The sequence below is a fragment of the Pseudoalteromonas sp. T1lg65 genome (genome assembly GCF_051930985.1).
GTDB lineage: Bacteria > Pseudomonadota > Gammaproteobacteria > Enterobacterales > Alteromonadaceae > Pseudoalteromonas.
In genome coordinates this window covers 1,401,915-1,418,288 of record NZ_CP196837.1, presented here as the reverse complement: position 1 = coordinate 1,418,288, position 16,374 = coordinate 1,401,915, and the positions used below count along the sequence as shown (strand labels likewise).

General features: G+C 43.2%; 20 protein-coding genes. 8 read left to right on the top strand and 12 right to left on the bottom strand.

The annotated features are described in order from the left end of the window. Positions 1-16: 16 nt before the first annotated feature. The 4 genes from ACSLBF_RS06095 to rpoE are packed head-to-tail and all read right to left on the bottom strand — an operon-like array spanning position 17 to position 2,611. On the bottom strand, positions 17-475 hold the full coding sequence (locus ACSLBF_RS06095) for a SoxR reducing system RseC family protein (protein WP_440055714.1): 459 nt from the start codon (positions 473-475) through the stop codon (positions 17-19). Further along, complete coding sequence (locus ACSLBF_RS06090) at positions 472-1,422, bottom strand: MucB/RseB C-terminal domain-containing protein (RefSeq protein WP_440055713.1); 951 nt, start codon at positions 1,420-1,422, stop codon at positions 472-474. Before ACSLBF_RS06090 ends, ACSLBF_RS06095 begins: the two co-directional genes overlap by 4 nt. After that, positions 1,423-2,028 carry a sigma-E factor negative regulatory protein gene (locus ACSLBF_RS06085; RefSeq protein ID WP_440055712.1) on the bottom strand — a complete coding sequence of 202 codons (606 nt, stop codon included), beginning with the start codon at positions 2,026-2,028 and terminating at the stop codon, positions 1,423-1,425. A gap of 1 nt (position 2,029) precedes the next feature. Continuing rightward, positions 2,030-2,611, bottom strand: a complete 582-nt coding sequence (rpoE, locus tag ACSLBF_RS06080) for an RNA polymerase sigma factor RpoE (RefSeq protein ID WP_440055711.1) — start codon at positions 2,609-2,611, stop codon at positions 2,030-2,032. 288 nt (positions 2,612-2,899) lie between these two features. Between rpoE and nadB the strand changes: the two genes are divergently transcribed. Continuing rightward, a complete protein-coding gene (nadB, locus tag ACSLBF_RS06075) occupies positions 2,900-4,501 on the top strand; it encodes an L-aspartate oxidase (protein WP_440055710.1) in 1,602 nt (533 codons plus the stop codon). 47 nt (positions 4,502-4,548) lie between these two features. Here nadB and ACSLBF_RS06070 read toward each other — a convergent pair whose 3' ends face one another. Both ACSLBF_RS06070 and ACSLBF_RS06065 read right to left on the bottom strand, forming a co-directional pair. Further along, positions 4,549-4,845 (bottom strand): hypothetical protein, encoded by a 297-nt coding sequence (locus ACSLBF_RS06070; RefSeq protein WP_440056199.1) that lies wholly within the window; start codon positions 4,843-4,845, stop codon positions 4,549-4,551. 91 nt (positions 4,846-4,936) lie between these two features. Continuing rightward, complete coding sequence (locus tag ACSLBF_RS06065) at positions 4,937-5,188, bottom strand: succinate dehydrogenase assembly factor 2 (RefSeq protein WP_440055709.1); 252 nt, start codon at positions 5,186-5,188, stop codon at positions 4,937-4,939. A 199-nt stretch (positions 5,189-5,387) separates the two neighbouring features. Between ACSLBF_RS06065 and ygfZ the strand changes: the two genes are divergently transcribed. Together ygfZ and ACSLBF_RS06055 are read left to right on the top strand one after the other, a co-directional pair. Beyond that, the gene (gene ygfZ / locus ACSLBF_RS06060; RefSeq protein ID WP_440055708.1) at positions 5,388-6,299 is read left to right on the top strand and encodes a CAF17-like 4Fe-4S cluster assembly/insertion protein YgfZ; all 912 of its coding nucleotides are present in this window, start codon (positions 5,388-5,390) and stop codon (positions 6,297-6,299) included. 11 nt (positions 6,300-6,310) lie between these two features. Next, positions 6,311-6,796: an FKBP-type peptidyl-prolyl cis-trans isomerase gene (locus ACSLBF_RS06055; protein WP_440055707.1), complete on the top strand. Its 486-nt coding sequence runs from the start codon at positions 6,311-6,313 to the stop codon at positions 6,794-6,796. A gap of 39 nt (positions 6,797-6,835) precedes the next feature. On the opposite strand, the gene ACSLBF_RS06050 is transcribed toward ACSLBF_RS06055, so the two are convergent. The 4 genes from ACSLBF_RS06050 to ACSLBF_RS06035 form a co-directional block, all read right to left on the bottom strand. Continuing rightward, positions 6,836-7,261: a hypothetical protein gene (locus ACSLBF_RS06050; RefSeq protein ID WP_440055706.1), complete on the bottom strand. Its 426-nt coding sequence runs from the start codon at positions 7,259-7,261 to the stop codon at positions 6,836-6,838. 415 nt (positions 7,262-7,676) lie between these two features. Continuing rightward, complete coding sequence (locus ACSLBF_RS06045) at positions 7,677-8,138, bottom strand: hypothetical protein (RefSeq protein ID WP_440055705.1); 462 nt, start codon at positions 8,136-8,138, stop codon at positions 7,677-7,679. A gap of 25 nt (positions 8,139-8,163) precedes the next feature. After that, complete coding sequence (locus tag ACSLBF_RS06040) at positions 8,164-8,991, bottom strand: DUF481 domain-containing protein (protein ID WP_440055704.1); 828 nt, start codon at positions 8,989-8,991, stop codon at positions 8,164-8,166. 24 nt (positions 8,992-9,015) lie between these two features. After that, entirely contained in the window at positions 9,016-9,336 is a 321-nt protein-coding gene (locus tag ACSLBF_RS06035) for a DUF440 family protein (protein ID WP_440055703.1), read from the bottom strand. Between the two features lie 169 nt (positions 9,337-9,505). Here ACSLBF_RS06035 and ACSLBF_RS06030 point away from each other — a divergent pair, with 169 nt between their 5' ends. The 4 genes from ACSLBF_RS06030 to ACSLBF_RS06015 all read left to right on the top strand — a co-directional run bounded on the left by ACSLBF_RS06030 (position 9,506) and on the right by ACSLBF_RS06015 (position 12,271). Beyond that, positions 9,506-10,297 (top strand): crotonase/enoyl-CoA hydratase family protein, encoded by a 792-nt coding sequence (locus ACSLBF_RS06030; RefSeq protein ID WP_440055702.1) that lies wholly within the window; start codon positions 9,506-9,508, stop codon positions 10,295-10,297. 86 nt (positions 10,298-10,383) lie between these two features. Then, positions 10,384-10,752: a CidA/LrgA family protein gene (locus ACSLBF_RS06025; RefSeq protein WP_440055701.1), complete on the top strand. Its 369-nt coding sequence runs from the start codon at positions 10,384-10,386 to the stop codon at positions 10,750-10,752. Beyond that, on the top strand, positions 10,745-11,440 hold the full coding sequence (locus ACSLBF_RS06020) for an LrgB family protein (RefSeq protein ID WP_440055700.1): 696 nt from the start codon (positions 10,745-10,747) through the stop codon (positions 11,438-11,440). Before ACSLBF_RS06025 ends, ACSLBF_RS06020 begins: the two co-directional genes overlap by 8 nt. A gap of 9 nt (positions 11,441-11,449) precedes the next feature. Next, positions 11,450-12,271 (top strand): mechanosensitive ion channel family protein, encoded by an 822-nt coding sequence (locus ACSLBF_RS06015; protein ID WP_440055699.1) that lies wholly within the window; start codon positions 11,450-11,452, stop codon positions 12,269-12,271. Here ACSLBF_RS06015 and ACSLBF_RS06010 read toward each other — a convergent pair. Further along, positions 12,261-13,127 carry a mechanosensitive ion channel family protein gene (locus ACSLBF_RS06010; protein WP_440055698.1) on the bottom strand — a complete coding sequence of 289 codons (867 nt, stop codon included), beginning with the start codon at positions 13,125-13,127 and terminating at the stop codon, positions 12,261-12,263. The genes ACSLBF_RS06015 and ACSLBF_RS06010 overlap by 11 nt on opposite strands. A gap of 244 nt (positions 13,128-13,371) precedes the next feature. Between ACSLBF_RS06010 and ACSLBF_RS06005 the strand changes: the two genes are divergently transcribed. Next, positions 13,372-14,895, top strand: coding sequence for an amidase (locus tag ACSLBF_RS06005; RefSeq protein ID WP_440055697.1), 1,524 nt, complete (start codon positions 13,372-13,374; stop codon positions 14,893-14,895). 72 nt (positions 14,896-14,967) lie between these two features. Here the strand turns inward: ACSLBF_RS06005 and cysS are convergent, their stop codons facing one another. Then, positions 14,968-16,347: a cysteine--tRNA ligase gene (cysS, locus tag ACSLBF_RS06000; RefSeq protein WP_440055696.1), complete on the bottom strand. Its 1,380-nt coding sequence runs from the start codon at positions 16,345-16,347 to the stop codon at positions 14,968-14,970. Between the last annotated feature and the right edge of the window lie 27 nt (positions 16,348-16,374).

Sequence of the window (16,374 nt, the reverse complement as noted above, 5' to 3'; positions counted from 1 at the left end):
GTCACGATTTTACAATTTATTTAGTACAATCACCATCTATTTGCGTTATCGATAGGCTAATTGGGTAAATTTTTACCACTTTCACTTGATGTTTCATGGCAGCCCCTTTCATCTTGGCTAAAAAAAAGCCAATTGCAGCTGAGGCAAAAGCAAACAAGATTTGCCACCCTTCCGACAGTTGTAACCACAAAGCAGCGAACATTCCTGCAAAACCAAATAGTAAAGGCAACATATAGATATAAAAGGCATGCTTTACTAAATCTGAGTCGTCCAAAGAAAGCTTTACTTTTTGGCCTACTTGCAGGGGAACTTCAGTTTGTTTAATTGGGAATAGTTTTTTGTGAGTGCCAAAAAGCTTAGCAAAAACTTGTGAGCCGCACTTCCCGTTACAGCCTGCACACGCGGGTTTGGGTTCAGCTTGAAGATATACTGTTGCGCCCTTAACAGACGCAACAGTCAGTGTTTGTTCAATCATAAAGGTCTTTTAACAGACTCTGCTATTGCCTTTGCTGTTGCAGCCGGGATGTTACCAACGACAGAAACGTCATACGCACTAGTGTTGTGAACGTACACTGTCGTCGCCCCAGAAGTTAGCGCTCCACTAGGGCGCTGTCCAGGCAGCGGTCTTTGTACAAAAACAGAAATGTCTACAAGACCATCAGAAAATAAATAGTAGTCTGCTAATTCATTGTTCAAATCTAACTTATGTCTGTCAGATTTTAGCAGTTCAAAGCCTTGAGGTAACCATCCAATTTGCCAATTACTTTGAGCCGACGTTTCACTAGCATTTAAAATCTGTGTGATTGGTTCAGGAAAGTCTCTTTGTAGCAACTCACTTAACTGGCTCACTGGGTTTTCAGAAACCGTTATGTGCGTAAGCTGAAGTTGCTCTAAAAGCTCTCCGTTTTGATTCACATAAGCAGCCTTGAGTAACAACGCCGACTCAGTATCAATCCACAGCCAATAGTTATATTTGTTATCGTCTTTCGCTTCTAACCGAACCAGTTGCGCGGGGCGATTAACAATACGACCTTTACCGCCAAGTACAAAATCATAGTTTGCTTGTAACGATTCGATGTCTTGAAATAACACTTCTGGAATTGGCCCTGATATTGAGGGAGAGTGAATAGTGTATGGTTCTGATTGCGGTTCAAAATAAGTGACTTTATCGTCAACTCTAACGATTTCCAAGCCTGCGCCATTGAGCAAGCTTAGCAACTCCAGTTCTTTGTCGTCTTCAATGCCATGTAACCACCGATATGGTTCCATAGCATTACCTTTCACAACAACAAACGATGCATCAAAATTACGCCGCTCGACCGCACTGGCCATATCTTTAAGTAATTGTTTGGCCGATACGAGTTCATCGGCCCAAACTACAGATGAGAAAAATACACTTAATACGACTAGCAGTGTTCTCATTTACTTAGCTTCGTCCTCTTTGTTTTCACGGTCTTCATCTTTTTGTAGCACAGCTGCCATACGAGATTGGCGCTGATGCTCAAGTACTAATGCACCAATCCTTTGCTGTTGTAGCTCTCGTATGCCTTTGGCCGCAGATTCTAGCGCAGGCTGTTCCGATGAAAAGCTCACCGGAGATACGCCTCCAGCAAAAGGAGTAGACTGAAGTTGAGGAAGCCCGTTTTGCGGCTGCATATTGTTTGACGTTCCTAAGGTGTTTACTCCCATGATTGCGAATAATGACACACTTGCAGCAATCGCCACCTGAGCAAATGGCTTTCGCCAAGCACCAAGCGCAATTACGTTTTGTGCTGGTTTTGCTTCTACATCATCATTTTTAACCATAGTATGTGGTTTTTCGTCGGCTAAAGCCTGCGCAAAACTCGACGTGATATCAATACAAGGGCCCTGCTGTTTCTCGGTACGCATAACATCACCAATCAATGCATATCGAGAGAACTTTTTCTCATCAAACCTGCTTTCTGAGTTTGGGGTCAATGACAAATCATCATCTAAAATACAAGATGTGGTTTGATCTTCTGTCACTTTATACTCAGTTTGTGCCATATTAAGATTCACCTATTAATGGGTTCAAATTGTTATCTATCGCTTCCCTTGCGCGGAAAATTCTTGAGCGAACTGTGCCTACCGGACAGTCCATAATCACAGCGATTTCTTCATAACTCATGCCTTCAACTTCTCTTAGCGTTATCGCTGTTTTTAAGTCATCTGGCAGTTTATCTATGGTATTGAAGATCACTGCTTTTATTTCATCACTCAACAATAAACTTTCTGGAGAAGCATTTGACCTGAGCTGCTCAGCTCCGTCATAAAACTCTGCTTCTTCCGCATCGACATCATTTGCAGGTGGTTTTCTACCTTGCGCCACCAAATAGTTCTTTGAACAGTTAACCGCTATTCTGTACAACCAAGTGTAAAAGGCACTTTCCCCTCTAAAGTTGGGGAGCGCGCGATACGCCTTGATAAAAGTCTCTTGCGCCACATCTGCTACATCACCATGATTTGACACATAACGTGAAATCAGTGCTGCAACCTTATTTTGATATTTGGCAACTAACAGGTTGAAAGCGTTTTTATCTCCCTGCTGAACGCGTTTAACTATATTTAAGTCAAAATCCTGCTCGCTCATTCGAGCCGGTACTCCTCTTTTTATTTTTAATATCGTGCCTTGTTGCCATCATTTACAGCTACTCTGACTGGTCACTAAAGAAAAAGTTCTGTTTTTTTTAATTTTTTTTTAAAATAGCTGAATTAATTAATGCTAGCGTACGTAACTTCAGTTAAATCAGTCATCTTAATATTATTAAAATCACATTTTTGTGATAACGCATCAAGGCACAAGTTTAGATGCTCCCAATGATAGCAGATGTGATATAAATAACAGAGTTCAACGAAAAAAAGTTAAGACTTCCATACCATGAAACAAACAACTCACCATTCAACCGATGTCGTGATAATCGGTAGCGGCGCGGCTGGGCTCTCTTTAGCCCTGTCGCTTGCTAATCATTGCAAAGTGACAGTGATCAGCAAAGGCGCATTGAAAGAAGGTTCAACACTGTACGCGCAAGGTGGGATTGCCGCGGTTTTCGACAAAAAAAATGACAGCATTGAGTCGCATGTCGAAGATACGTTGGCGGCTGGCGCCGGTTTGTGTGATCGCGCAGCCGTGCATTACACGGCTTCAAATGCAAAGGCTTGTCTGAAGTGGCTCATTGAGCAGGGCGTGCCATTTGATATGGAAATTGACAGCAAAGGAAAGGAGCGTTTCCACCTAACTAGAGAAGGCGGACATAGCCATCGTCGTATCCTCCATGCAGCGGATGCAACAGGCAAAGCAGTACAAACAACCCTGATAAGCCAAGTACAAAGCCACAAGAACATTCAACTACTTGAACAGTACAACGCCATCGACCTAATCAAAGGCAAAGACGACTCAGAGCCGCCAATAAAAGGGGTGTATGTCTACAATCGTAAAAATGAGCGTGTCGAGACTATTTCTGCGAAATTTGTCGCACTAGCTACTGGCGGTGCAAGTAAAGTGTACCTTTACACCTCGAACCCTGATGTCTCTTCTGGCGATGGTATCGCGATGGCTTGGCGTGCAGGATGTCGTGTTGCCAATATGGAGTTCAACCAATTTCATCCGACTAGCTTGTATCACCCTGAGTTACAAAACTTTTTAATCACCGAAGCAATGCGTGGTGAAGGTGCACTACTGAAACGCCCTGATGGGACTCGCTTTATGCCTGATTTTGACGAACGAGAAGAATTAGCGCCTCGGGATGTTGTGGCTCGTGCAATTGATTATGAAATGAAGCGTCTAGGTGCGAATTGTGTTTATCTTGATATCTCTCACAAAGAAAAAGAGTTCATTATTGAACACTTCCCTACGATTTACGCCAAATGCTTAAGCGTTGGTTTAGATATTACCAAAGACCCCATTCCTGTCGTACCTGCAGCGCATTACACCTGTGGTGGCGTGATGACCGACTTCAATGGCCGCACTGATATCGACAATTTGTATGCGATTGGAGAAGTCGCCTACACCGGATTACACGGTGCTAACCGTATGGCCAGTAACTCATTGCTTGAATGTATTGTGTTTGCACATGCTGCCGCCAAAGATATCCTGGGTAAGCTGGATGCTATGCCGGCTCCTGGCACGCTACCAGATTGGGACGAAAGCCGTGTCAGTGACTCCGATGAAGAGGTCGTCATCACACATAATTGGCACGAATTGCGACTGTTTATGTGGGACTATGTCGGTATTGTTCGTTCAACCAAACGATTAGAACGTGCCCTTCGTCGCGTTGAATTATTGCAACAAGAAATACATGAGTACTATGCAAACTTTAGAGTCAGCAATAATCTACTTGAGTTAAGAAACCTTGTTCAGGTTGCCGAACTGATTATTCGTAGCGCCTTAGAACGAAAAGAAAGTCGAGGTCTGCATTATACACTTGATTATCCAGAGGCCAGCGACAATCCGACTCCGACAATACTTACACCGATCCGCTAAGTATAAACGTCTATGGTCCATTACTTCGGTAGTGGACCACGCTGTTATTACTGCGTGTTCATTTCTCGTATCAACCTACGCCAATCCGACTCTGTTACGGCATTTTTATTTAACCACATCGCTTGTTTCGTGCGCGACTCGGTTTTTACACGCATCTCGAGTAAACAATTGAACCACAGCGTGCTGTTAATGATTTGCCCACGCAAAACGGTATCACTATGGATCTCGACATAACGATCGCTTAGCACCGCAATGAGTTCGCCTACTATTGGCATTTGTTGATTGATTTTTTTTGTCGTGATATAGCCGCTCAGTGCACACACTAGCAAACTGAACCACCACACTTTTGGGGCTATCAATATGCAAATAAGTAACAATGCAAAAAATAAGACCACAATGGGTTTGTGGTCTAATGTATTGTTTTCAAATCTGATTCTAAACGCGGATACGGCCAAGAATAAACTGCACCATGTTACTCAGCTCTGGGTCCGGGCACTTTTCATGTCCCATAAACCAAGCGAACAAATCTGGATCTTCCACTGTGACTAAACGCTGGAAAACAAACTTATCTTCATCTGACAACGCGTCGTAAGCTTGCTCAACGAAAGGCTCTAAGATCACATCAAGCTCTAACATGCCTCTTCGGCATGCCCATTTAATACGAGCCTTAGGAAGTAGTTCGCGCATAATTTCATATACTCCTGAAAGTTGAATAACAAAATTATATCTTATCTAGACGGTCTTTCGTCAACAGATAAACAGTAAACCGACATTCTGACGACGCTAAGCGATTAATTAAAACGTCTCAGCTGTTGAAGTTACAACGCTATATCCCCATTCAAATATAAGGTAAAATTCAGCAAACTATTTAACAGGGATCATTTTCATGTCGATTGCACGCGCTTTTAAGCTCTCACATCAGGTAGTTAGCCTTACTGGCCAAGAAAAATTAAGTTATTTACACGGCCAAGTAACTCAAGATATTAATCTGATCCACGACGATAATTTCATGTGGAGTGGTCACTGCTCACCTAAGGGAAAACTCTGGAGCGTTGGTCGGATATTCAAATATGCTGACGGCTTTCATCTGTTAGGTAGCAAAAGTGAAATCGAAGCTTCAACCAGAGAGCTAAAGAAATACGGTGTCTTTGCCAAAGTTGAAATTACATTAAGCCAAGCTCAAGTCTTTGGCTTAATTTGTAATGACCTTACAAGCGTCATTGCCGCTTTTGGTGCAAGCCAATCAGAGCCAGGCAATGCCTTTACCTTTAGTGACGGTAAAATATTGGTGCTAGATGACGAACGTGTACTTGCCGTGTTATTCAACGATGTTGCATTACCAGATAGCCTCGCTCTCGAAGTTGACGCCACACCTTTTATCGCAAAGTCCATTTTGGCGGGTGAACCACAGCTAGATGAAAATCATATCGATGAGTTTGTGCCACAAATGGTAAACTTACAGGCGCTTGCTGGTATTAGCTTTAAAAAAGGCTGCTACACAGGCCAAGAAACCGTCGCACGTATGCGCTACTTAGGTAAAAACAAACGCGCGATGTACATCGTGTCAGGCAAAACGACTGAAGCATTAACGGAAACTGATATTGAAGTTCAACTTGGCGATTCTTGGCGAAGATCGGGTAAAGTGATCCATCAAACATTTGATCCCGCTGCGCAAACTTATTACGCTTTAGCAGTAATGCCAAATGACACCGAGCAAGAGGCGAAATTACGCGCCAAAAATTCACCACAGGTAGAGCTCACGTTGGCACCTCTGCCTTATTCTTTAGAAGACAATTAACGGAACCGCATATGATTATTGCTCCAAACTCCGTAGTAAAATTACACTACTCAGTTCAAGACAAAGACAACAACACCATCGACAGCACGTTCGATGAAGCGCCTTTAGAGGTGATCATCGGCACAGGCTATTTAATTCCTGGTCTTGAAAATGCACTGCAAGGCAAAAAAGCGGGTGACACATTTAGCATTACCGTTGAGCCTGAAGAAGGCTACGGAGAGCGTCACGATGAGCTGACTCAAGCTGTTCCAAAGTCTATGTTTGAAGGCATGGAAATTGAGATTGGTATGCAATTTAGAGCGACCACTGACGAAGGCGATCAAGTTGTTGTGATTATCGGTATTGAAGAAGACGACGTGATTGTAGACGGCAACCATCCGCTTTCAGGCATCACTTTGGCATTTGATGTCGAAGTGGTTGACGTGCGTGAGGCAACAGCCGAAGAACTAGCGCATGGACATGTACACAGTGAAGGCGGCTGCGGCCACGATCACTAATAGCTAGGTAGCCAAAAGGCGACCAAAATCGCCTTTTATTTATTTAAGACACGAGCCGTAGAATGCGAATAGCGCAGTGTCTTTCCAATCATAATAAATATGTTTACATCGATATCGACTGTCAGAATCAATATTCTCCCCTATTAACGGTACTCCTACGAAACTAGGTGTTACACTACCAGTTGCACTGTGCACCTTTCCATCATAATTCCATACAACTTTAGGGAAATGTGTATCTAACGCATCATAAAGACACTGCGGTAATTCAGTCACATCAAAATAGCCACCTTGCAAAGTATTTTTTAGAACATTTAAGGGCATACCTGCAATCATTGTCCTAGGCCAACTTGGCTCGACAGCAAGTGCTTGGTCATCGTCAATATAGGCGCCAAAAGCGACAACATTTGTGCCTTCTAGTCCTTCACTTAGTTTAGCTGATGGTGGAAACTCTTTCTGGATCAACATAATGACTGAGTTTAACTTCCAGCCGTTACCAATATCTTCCCAAGCAGCAACACTTGAAGAAGCTCAGTACTTTTTGAGCGGTGATGTACCTTGAATTTTACCGGTTTCTAGAAACTGAGAGAACTTAAGTCGCGCCCAATCCAATTCACTCTTACTTAGAAAGATTTCAAGCACTTCACTCTCAGGAGACTCTGAGCAATTTCTGACACTTTATTGATTTGCAGTGGTTAAAGCAGAATAAAATAGCGTCAAAAATATCAGTATACATACTCTCATAACGCGTAAATTCCTTTTAAGCTGAATAAAAGATTAGACTACCTCACATACCCAAAAATATAAATAATAAGTAAAAACCAATCTCAAAAAAAGGGAAGCTATAACTTCCCTTTTTCATTGTTTTATATGTTGAATTTAGCTACGTGACTTCTTGGTTATTGGTATTTTCACAGACCAGCTTCGAGTCAAGGGCTTCTATCAGCCTTTCCTGATCATTAGTACCAACTCGGTATTTTGTGCCGTCCAGCATCACCACTTCAACGGCTTTAAAACCACCGACGGTATAAACCCAACCATCATGGCTTATGCGCATACCGATACCATGGCGTAATGAATTTTCTACTGGCTGAACATAATCGATATCATCGAATTTTAATTCGACTTTGGCAACGCGAGGACCAAACCACCAGCGTAGTACTTGTTGTTGCGAATCAACCTCTACCGTTAAGCCATAAAAGATAAATCCAACTATCAATAAGATAATCAAAAATGCGATAAACGCACCGTTGCTGCCAATCAATGCAATAGCAAGGCCAGTAAATGAAGCGATAAACGCAAGGAAAATCCAGATAATCCAAGCCAATTGAGTATTTTTATACATAATTCCTCTGTGATACCCGAGAGGGTTAGTTAAAGCTGTAAACTAAGGTTGCACCCAATTCTGTATCCACTTTTTCTTTATCAGCTTCAGGTTTTGAATTGTATCGGTAGGTAAAGCCGAATTTTAGTGCAACACCACCGATGACTTGAGTAACCAATGAAGATTCAGCAAATAACCTCGAGTTGAGTCCTGATAACGAGCGCTCATAACTGACATCTTGATTGAAACGCGTTCGCTTAGAAACGATCCGTTGCCATTGCATTGCAAAACGCACTAATGAACCCGTTTGCGTCCGTTCTTCTCCCTCAGCCAGTACTTCTTCATCATCGATTTTCGATACCGAAAAACCCGGACCGATATCAATGTCTACAGTGTTCTTTCTGCCTTCAAAGACGCGATTTCCATACCCCAATGCGAACGTTGCCGTGTATTCTTTACCATTAAAGCGGTCTTTTTCAAAGTCACCATAAACAAAGAACGACGCTTTTTCGTCACCCAGTTTGTAGTTCGCTTGTCCTGAAGTAAAGTATCTTGCCGCAGAAACGTCCTCGTCGCCGGTGTCGGTATTTTTCTCTCTGCGATAAAGTCCATCAAACTTAAACTGATTTCGCCAATGGGTTAAATCTTGATAGAGATTACTTTTAAGCTTGAACGAGGTGTTTTTAGTATTCCCCTGATGCAGGCTTAAACCAAATTCAACGTCACCGTAAAGTAGCTCACCTTGGTGCTGTTGATGGATTTCATCGTCAGGTAAATCTCCGTATGAGTGAAAATCTTCAAATGGATCGGTTGCGCTGGCTTTGGTTGAAACAGCCGCCGCAGCGCAAAAACAAAAGAGGTTTATATACTGCACAAAAACCACAACTACATTATTGAGTTAAGACTGCTTCCATACGATATGACAAAACGGTGCATCCATATCACGACTTATGAGTATCTTTGCATAGACTTTATCTGTGTCATCAAACTCAAGACCAACAAGCACCTGCACAAAGTGTTCCGGTTCTGCCTCTTGTTCGAATGCGACCAAATCTCCCCAACTCTCGTCAGGTTCGCCTTCTTCAATAAACCCGCGTTCTTCTCGGTGTTCATTAAACACTTCGATGTCATCTTCTGATAAATTATCTGGTGCGAGTTCTAAAAAAATATCGTAGGCCTGATGCGCGGCGTCCTCAATGGAACATAGTCTTGCTGACATGAACCTATACCTTCATTTGCAAATATGCTGGAATGATAACAAACTCTTTGCAAACTTAAATAATACCAATCGACATATCGGCAAAAAAATTCGATTAAGTGCATTAAAATATTGCATTTTAGAGCTAAAACTCTACTCTCATAAACAAAAACAACGGAGTCGTTAGGTAATGATCCAGTTCAAGGTTGAAGATCAAGTCGCTTTTGTGACCCTCAGCAGAAAAGAAAAACAAAACGCCCTGTCGTTCGAAATGTTTGTAGAATTAGACAAAGTGATCAAACGTATTAGTAACGACAAAGCTGTTCGCGCAGTCGTGGTTCGAGGTGATGGTGAACACTTTAGCGCAGGTCTAGATGTAAAAAGCGTTATGGCAAAACCAACTAACATCTTAAAATTGCTGTTTAAATGGCTGCCCGGAAACGCAAATTTAGTCCAACGAGTGGTACTTGGTTGGCAGAAACTCCCAGTTCCAGTGATTGCAGTATTGCAGGGCAATTGCTTGGGTGGCGGATGCCATATCGCGCTTGGAGCCGACTTCAGACTAGCCGATCACACTGCACAATTGGCCATTATGGAAGCCAAATGGGGATTGTGTCCAGATATGGGCGCCAGCTTGTTGCTCCCTGCAACCGTAAATAAAGATCAAGCATTACTTATGAGTTTGCATGCAGAACGCATATCTGCAAAAAAAGCTTTGGAAATCGGCTTAATCACCGAATTATGCGATGATGTCGACACAGCAGTAGCACGCATGCTGAAACAGTTCGAGTCTCGCTCACCCGATGCCATCGCAGCAATCAAGAAAATTTACCGCCGCGCTTACACTCCGCCCTCTCGTCGCCTTTTATGGCTGGAAACATGGGCCCAGATAAAGCTGCTGATGAATAAAAATACCCGTATCGCCATGGCCAATGCCAGTGCTGAAACGAAGAAGCCATTTAATCCTAGAAAGAGATGGTAGTGTTATTGCGCATAAAGTCGCGTAGCGTCTTTTAATCAACACGGTACACTACTTGTTAGTTAAACACACAGTGAACATAATCGGATATGCCACATTCCATAAAACTACTTGGTAGATTTGCATTTGCTTTTTTGCTGATAGTCAGTTGTTTAGCCACGGCAAAGCTTGCTGTTAAGGTATTTTCGCTTACCTTTCCTGCGGCAATTTTAGGCATGTTGTTGCTACTTACGTTACTGACAACTGGGGTTGTAAAACCACACTGGTTAGCCCCCGCTGCTGAACCTATATTAAAGTATATGGCGCTGTTTTTTATCCCGGCAGGTGTTGGCTTAGTAGAACATGTCGAACTATTTTCTAACCATCTAGGTTTGTTTGTATTACTGCTTTTGGGCGTGCCTATTATTGGCCTAGTCATACTGAGCAAATTAGTTGTCAGGGTAAAGTTTCGTGATTGAATGGCTGATAGCGACACCTGTTACTGTGCTGCTATTTATCGCTGCACGCAAGTTATACCAACACTGGCCTATCGCTTTATTAAACCCTGTTTTACTGTGTATTGTGGTCATTTCATCTGCAATTTTACTGTTTGATTTAAAGTACCTAGATTACCAAATGGCGACTATGCCAATTCATTATTTGCTTGAGCCCGCTGTCGTTGCGTTAGCCTACCCGCTGTACACGCAGTTTCATCGTATTAAACCGGTATTTCTCTCATTGTGCTTATGCAGCTGGGTGGGTATCTCTGTTGCAACCCTAAGCGCGTTTTTATTGTGTCGTTGGTTTGCAGCCCCAGAGGCTATCAGTGCTTCAATGGCTGCGCTTTCTGTTACTACGCCAATTACCTTGTTAATAACTGAGTTATTAGGTGGAATACCCGCAGTTGCAGCCATCATGGTCATTTTAATTGGCGTGTTTGGCGGTGTATTTGGCATTGCATTATTATCGCTCTTGGGTGTTAAACAGCCGCAAGCCAAAGGGTCTGCGCTGGGTATTTCTTGCCATGCCATTGGCACTGCAGCGGCATTGGAACATCATCCAATCGCAGGAGCATTTGCCTCTGCGACGATGACCATTAGCACCTTAATAACTGCATTATGGGTGCCTATGTTTTATCATTGGCTCAGCACCATTACCCTATTTTAAGGAACTCATGTGATCAACCAAGAAATTGCACAAATTGAAAAGTACTACACGTTAATTCGTGACTATTTAGTAACCTACAGCTTTCAACTGCTTGCGGCGATTGTCATTTTTTTGTTTGGCCTGTGGTTATCTAAAAAGCTCTCTAACACTACAGAAAAACTGATGCTTAAGCATCGTATCGACCCTGCGCTAACAAACTTTTTTAGCAACTTGGTTAAAGTGCTAGTGATTGCCATGTTTGTGGTTATCGCGCTCGGTAAGGTCGGGATAAGTATCACCCCTTTTGTCGCAGCGATTGGTGCGGCCTCGCTGGGTGCAGGTTTGGCATTGCAGGGCATGCTGTCTAACTATGGTGCGGGGTTGGCAATAATTGCGACTCGGCCCTTTGTCATCGGCGACACCATCAATATAAAAGGAGTGAGTGGTCAAGTAAAAATGATAGAACTTGGTCACACTACATTAATCAACGAAGATAAAGTAGAAATCACCATCCCCAACAAGCATATCATCGGCGAAGTGCTACATAACTCATTTGCAAACTCATTGATCAAAGGTGAAATCGGGATAGCCTATGATGCTGATTATAAGCAGGCCTTGTCGCTGATAGTACAAGTTCTTACTGACCATTCAAAGGTCACCATGGACCCTAAACCTCAAGTGGGAATTGAACAGTTTGCTGACAGTGCCGTCGTGTTGAGCTATCGATATTGGGTACCTACCACGGCCTTGGTTGAAACGAAATTAGAGATCAACCAAGCCGTATTCAGTGCGATTAAAAATGCCGATATTGAAATTCCATTCCCACAGCGTGTGGTTAAGGTTATTCAGTAGGTTTATCAGCAACAAAGCCACTGCGCAAATGGAGATCCCGTTGTGGAAATGGGATCTCAATATGGTGTTTCCTGAAGGCATCATCAATAGCCCACAAGTAATCAGAAACTAGCGCTGTTGGCCTTTTAACCTGTTCAGGTTCGACCCAAACACCCAGCACAAAGTTTAAGCTGCTATCGCCAAAACCGTTCATCCAAACCGTTGGCTCTCTACCCGGAGAATCCAGTGTGTACTGCACATTTTTAGCCGCTTCCAAGGTTGCGATACGGACTTTATCTTTATCGCTGCCATAAGCCACTGAAAAAGGAATACGAAAGCGGCGATATTTGTCTGACATGGTCCAATTGGTGACCATAGTCGAAACCAATTCTGAATTGGGGATCAACAGGTCCACATTGTCATTCGTCCTTATCCAAGTTGCCCGCATATGAATGGCAATCACTTCGCCAACAACACCTTCACTCAATTCTATAAAATCCCCTACTTTGACCGTCTTTTCTAACAGCAATACCAGACCTGAGACGAAATTATTTACCAAACCTTGTAAACCGAGGCCAATGCCCACCCCTAGAGCACTGGCTACCAAAGCCAGCTCGGTCAACTCGATACCCAACGCGGTCAGGGCGACAATCATCCCGATAAATAACACGATGTAGTGAATTATCCGACCAATCACATACGCTGACGTGTGCTCGATAACACCTTGACGAGATGCAAGCCGTTTAAAGGCAATGCGCAGAAACTTAGAGATCAGCAAAGTGACGACGATAACCACACAAAATGACAGGGCTTCACCAACCTGCAAAGAAAACTTGCCAAATGAAAATAGCTCTTGAGCCAGCCAAGGGGTATTCATGTTGTATTCTCCAATATGGATATTATTGTTATTTAAGAGCTTTTTATTACCATTGAACTTCGTCGACTAAAGCGGATGTTCAGCGGCTCTAACTTTGCTCGACATCAGTATTATAAACCAGTCAATGTACACTCAGGTGTCCTTTTTGCTTTTTCGTTCTGTTCAGCGAATTAACGCTATTGTCTTGACCCTTGCTGACCAACGTGAAATAACTGGTTTACCGAAATAATAAACAAAACAACTTATGCTTAAACAATCTCTACTCTGCGTTGCCATGGCCTTTGCCGGCACTGTAAATGCTATAGACTTCACAGCTTTGGATGCACCCACCCTGCAACAAAAAATTATTAATAAGCAGGTTTCAGCCGTTGAACTGACCCAGTTTTATCTCGACCAGATCGCTAAATTGGATGATGCTGGACCCAAACTGAATGCCATTATTGCCATTAACCCTGAAGCCCTTAAGCTGGCAAAAAAGCTAGACGAAGAACTTGCCGCAGGGAAATCTCGCGGGCCTTTACATGGCCTACCTGTGGTTTTAAAAGACAATATTGACACACGAGCCCCACTTGCAACCACTGCAGGAGCAAAGGCGTTGCAATACAACGTAAAAGCAACTGCCGCACCACTCGTACAGCAACTTGAACAAGCCGGAGCCATTATCATAGGCAAAGCTAATTTAAGTGAATGGGCAAACTTTAAGTCAAGCTTTAGCTCCAGCGGTTATAGCACTCTTGGCGGTCAAACCAAAAACCCACATGTGCTTGACCGCAGTCCATGTGGTTCAAGCTCAGGATCAGCCGTCGCGGTTGCTGCAAGTCTGAGCTTATTTGCAGTAGGTACCGAAACTGATGGTTCCATTGTATGTCCTGCTTCTAATAACGGTATTGTCGGGATAAAGCCAACCGTCGGGCTGATTTCCGGCGAAGGTATCGTTCCTATCAGTCATAGCCAGGACACCGCTGGACCGATGGCAAAAACAGTCAAAGGCGCAGCATTGTTGCTTAACAGCCTAGTTACCAAAAGTAGCGACTCTGTTGACTATACAGCAAATCTAAATCAAGCCAGCTTAAAAGGTAAACGTATCGGCGTTACCACGCATGTAGCTCAGTTTCCAGCTGCAGTGCAAAACAAGTTTAATGAGGCTGTGGCGCTGATGAAATCTCAAGGCGCGATTATCGTCGACGGAATCGAACTACCCGAAGCTGAAACGCTAAGAGGTGCTGAGTTCGATATCTTACTTTATGACTTTAAACACGATTTAAATGCATATCTGGCCACGACACCAAAACAAGTGACAGTGAAAAGCATTGAGCAATTGATCGCGTTTAACCAGCAAGACACCGAAAGTCTTAAATATTTTGATCAATTCTTAGTTCAAGAAGCTGCGAATAAAGGCCCTCGAAGTGATAAAAGCTATCTAGACGCACAGGCGACTGTTGAAAAGTATGGACGCAAAGAAGGCATCGACAAGGTCATGCTTGAAAATCAACTTGACGCCTTGATAGCACCAACCAATACGCCTGCATGGAGCATTGATATTGTAAACGGTGATAACTTTTCAGCGGCTTCATCATCGCCAGCTGCCATTGCAGGTTATCCAAGTGTCACTGTGCCAATGGCTTTTCACAAATCGCTGCCATTAGGTATTTCATTTTTTGGGCGTGCTTACTCTGAAGCGAAGCTGATTGAAGTTGCCTATGCATTTGAGCAACTTAGTAATGCGAGAAAAGCCCCCCAATTTATCCCGACTCTTACGCCTCAATAAAAGTCTGTTAGCTTAAAACAAAAACGCCTTCACAAAATGAAGGCGTTTTTAACGGTTGTTTATTGTTGGCTATTACGCTTTCCGCCAAGTAGTTTTTCCAGCGCTATCTTCTAGTACCACACCCAGTGCAGTTAACGCATCTCTTGCTTCATCGGCAGCGGCCCAATCTTTGTTTTGACGAGCTACGCGACGTTTTTCAATTAACGCTTCAATTTCCGCTACTTCGTCGTCGTTTTGCTCGCCCTGTAAGAACGCTTCCGGGTCTTGCTGAGCAATACCCAATACTGAGGCTAATTTCACCAATACATAAGCGTGCTCACCTGCCGCTTGTGTATCATGTTCTTTTAAGCGATTAACTTCTTTTGACAGCTCAAAAATAACAGGTAGTGCTTCTGGGGTATTAAAGTCATCGTTCATGGCTTCTTCAAAACGAGCTACAAATGGGTTACCTGCAAGTTCGACTTCCACCAGCTCAACACCGCGCAACGAAGTGTAAATTCGCTCAAGCGAAGCGCGTGCTTGATCTAAGTTCTCTTGTGAATAGTTTAATTGGCTACGGTAATGACCATTGATCAAGAAGTAACGCACCGTTTCACGATCGTACGTTTTCAATACTTCTTTTACCGTAAAGAAGTTACCCAAAGATTTAGACATTTTTTCTTTATTGACTTGAACCATCCCTGTGTGGATCCAAGTATTCACGTAGCGACCATTGTTAGCGCAGCATGATTGAGCAATTTCATTTTCATGGTGTGGAAATTGTAAATCCGACCCACCACCATGAATATCAAAAAATTCTCCAAGGTGCTTGGAACTCATCGCACTACATTCGATATGCCAACCAGGACGGCCTTCTCCCCAAGGTGATTGCCAAGCTGGCTCACCTGGTTTAGCCTTTTTCCAAAGCACAAAATCCAGTGGATCGTCCTTACCATCAGCAACTTCAACTCGCGCACCTGCTTGTAACATATCCAGGTCTTGTTGCGAAAGCTGACCGTATTGCTCAAAAGTGGACACATCAAATAACACATCGCCATTTTTAGCCACGTATGCATGCTCCTTCGCCACCAATCTTTCGATCATCTCGATGATTTCATCCATGTGGCCGGTCACCGTCGGCTCAATATCTGCTGGTAGCATATTCAATGCATCAAAGTCATCGTGCATTGCTTTGGTCATGCGGACGGTTAACTCATTGATTGACTCGTTATTTTCGGCTGCACGCTTAATAATTTTATCGTCCACATCGGTGATATTGCGAACATATGTCACATCATAACCTAGATAACGCAAATAACGGTTCATCACGTCAAAAGACACATAGGTACGCGCGTGCCCCACATGGCAGAAGTCATAAATGGTGATACCACACACATACATATCAACCTTACCTTCGTTTAACGGTTTAAAAGGGGCTTTTTGGCGAGTTAGTGTGTTGTAAATCTGCAACATGTCGTTTTCTTCCTAAATAACAGTCAT

Bases quoted from the DNA above. Each gene is read 5' to 3' on its own strand.
- ACSLBF_RS06095 (WP_440055714.1), bottom strand. From the start codon at position 475: ATGATTGAACAAACACTGACTGTTGCGTCTGTTAAGGGCGCAACAGTA.
- ACSLBF_RS06090 (WP_440055713.1), bottom strand. From the start codon at position 1,422: ATGAGAACACTGCTAGTCGTATTAAGTGTATTTTTCTCATCTGTAGTT.
- ACSLBF_RS06085 (WP_440055712.1), bottom strand. From the start codon at position 2,028: ATGGCACAAACTGAGTATAAAGTGACAGAAGATCAAACCACATCTTGT.
- rpoE (WP_440055711.1), bottom strand. From the start codon at position 2,611: ATGAGCGAGCAGGATTTTGACTTAAATATAGTTAAACGCGTTCAGCAG.
- nadB (WP_440055710.1), top strand. From the start codon at position 2,900: ATGAAACAAACAACTCACCATTCAACCGATGTCGTGATAATCGGTAGC.
- ACSLBF_RS06065 (WP_440055709.1), bottom strand. From the start codon at position 5,188: ATGCGCGAACTACTTCCTAAGGCTCGTATTAAATGGGCATGCCGAAGA.
- ygfZ (WP_440055708.1), top strand. From the start codon at position 5,388: ATGTCGATTGCACGCGCTTTTAAGCTCTCACATCAGGTAGTTAGCCTT.
- ACSLBF_RS06055 (WP_440055707.1), top strand. From the start codon at position 6,311: ATGATTATTGCTCCAAACTCCGTAGTAAAATTACACTACTCAGTTCAA.
- ACSLBF_RS06050 (WP_440055706.1), bottom strand. From the start codon at position 7,261: ATGTTGATCCAGAAAGAGTTTCCACCATCAGCTAAACTAAGTGAAGGA.
- ACSLBF_RS06045 (WP_440055705.1), bottom strand. From the start codon at position 8,138: ATGTATAAAAATACTCAATTGGCTTGGATTATCTGGATTTTCCTTGCG.
- ACSLBF_RS06035 (WP_440055703.1), bottom strand. From the start codon at position 9,336: ATGTCAGCAAGACTATGTTCCATTGAGGACGCCGCGCATCAGGCCTAC.
- ACSLBF_RS06030 (WP_440055702.1), top strand. From the start codon at position 9,506: ATGATCCAGTTCAAGGTTGAAGATCAAGTCGCTTTTGTGACCCTCAGC.
- ACSLBF_RS06025 (WP_440055701.1), top strand. From the start codon at position 10,384: ATGCCACATTCCATAAAACTACTTGGTAGATTTGCATTTGCTTTTTTG.
- ACSLBF_RS06010 (WP_440055698.1), bottom strand. From the start codon at position 13,127: ATGAATACCCCTTGGCTGGCTCAAGAGCTATTTTCATTTGGCAAGTTT.
- ACSLBF_RS06005 (WP_440055697.1), top strand. From the start codon at position 13,372: ATGCTTAAACAATCTCTACTCTGCGTTGCCATGGCCTTTGCCGGCACT.
- cysS (WP_440055696.1), bottom strand. From the start codon at position 16,347: ATGTTGCAGATTTACAACACACTAACTCGCCAAAAAGCCCCTTTTAAA.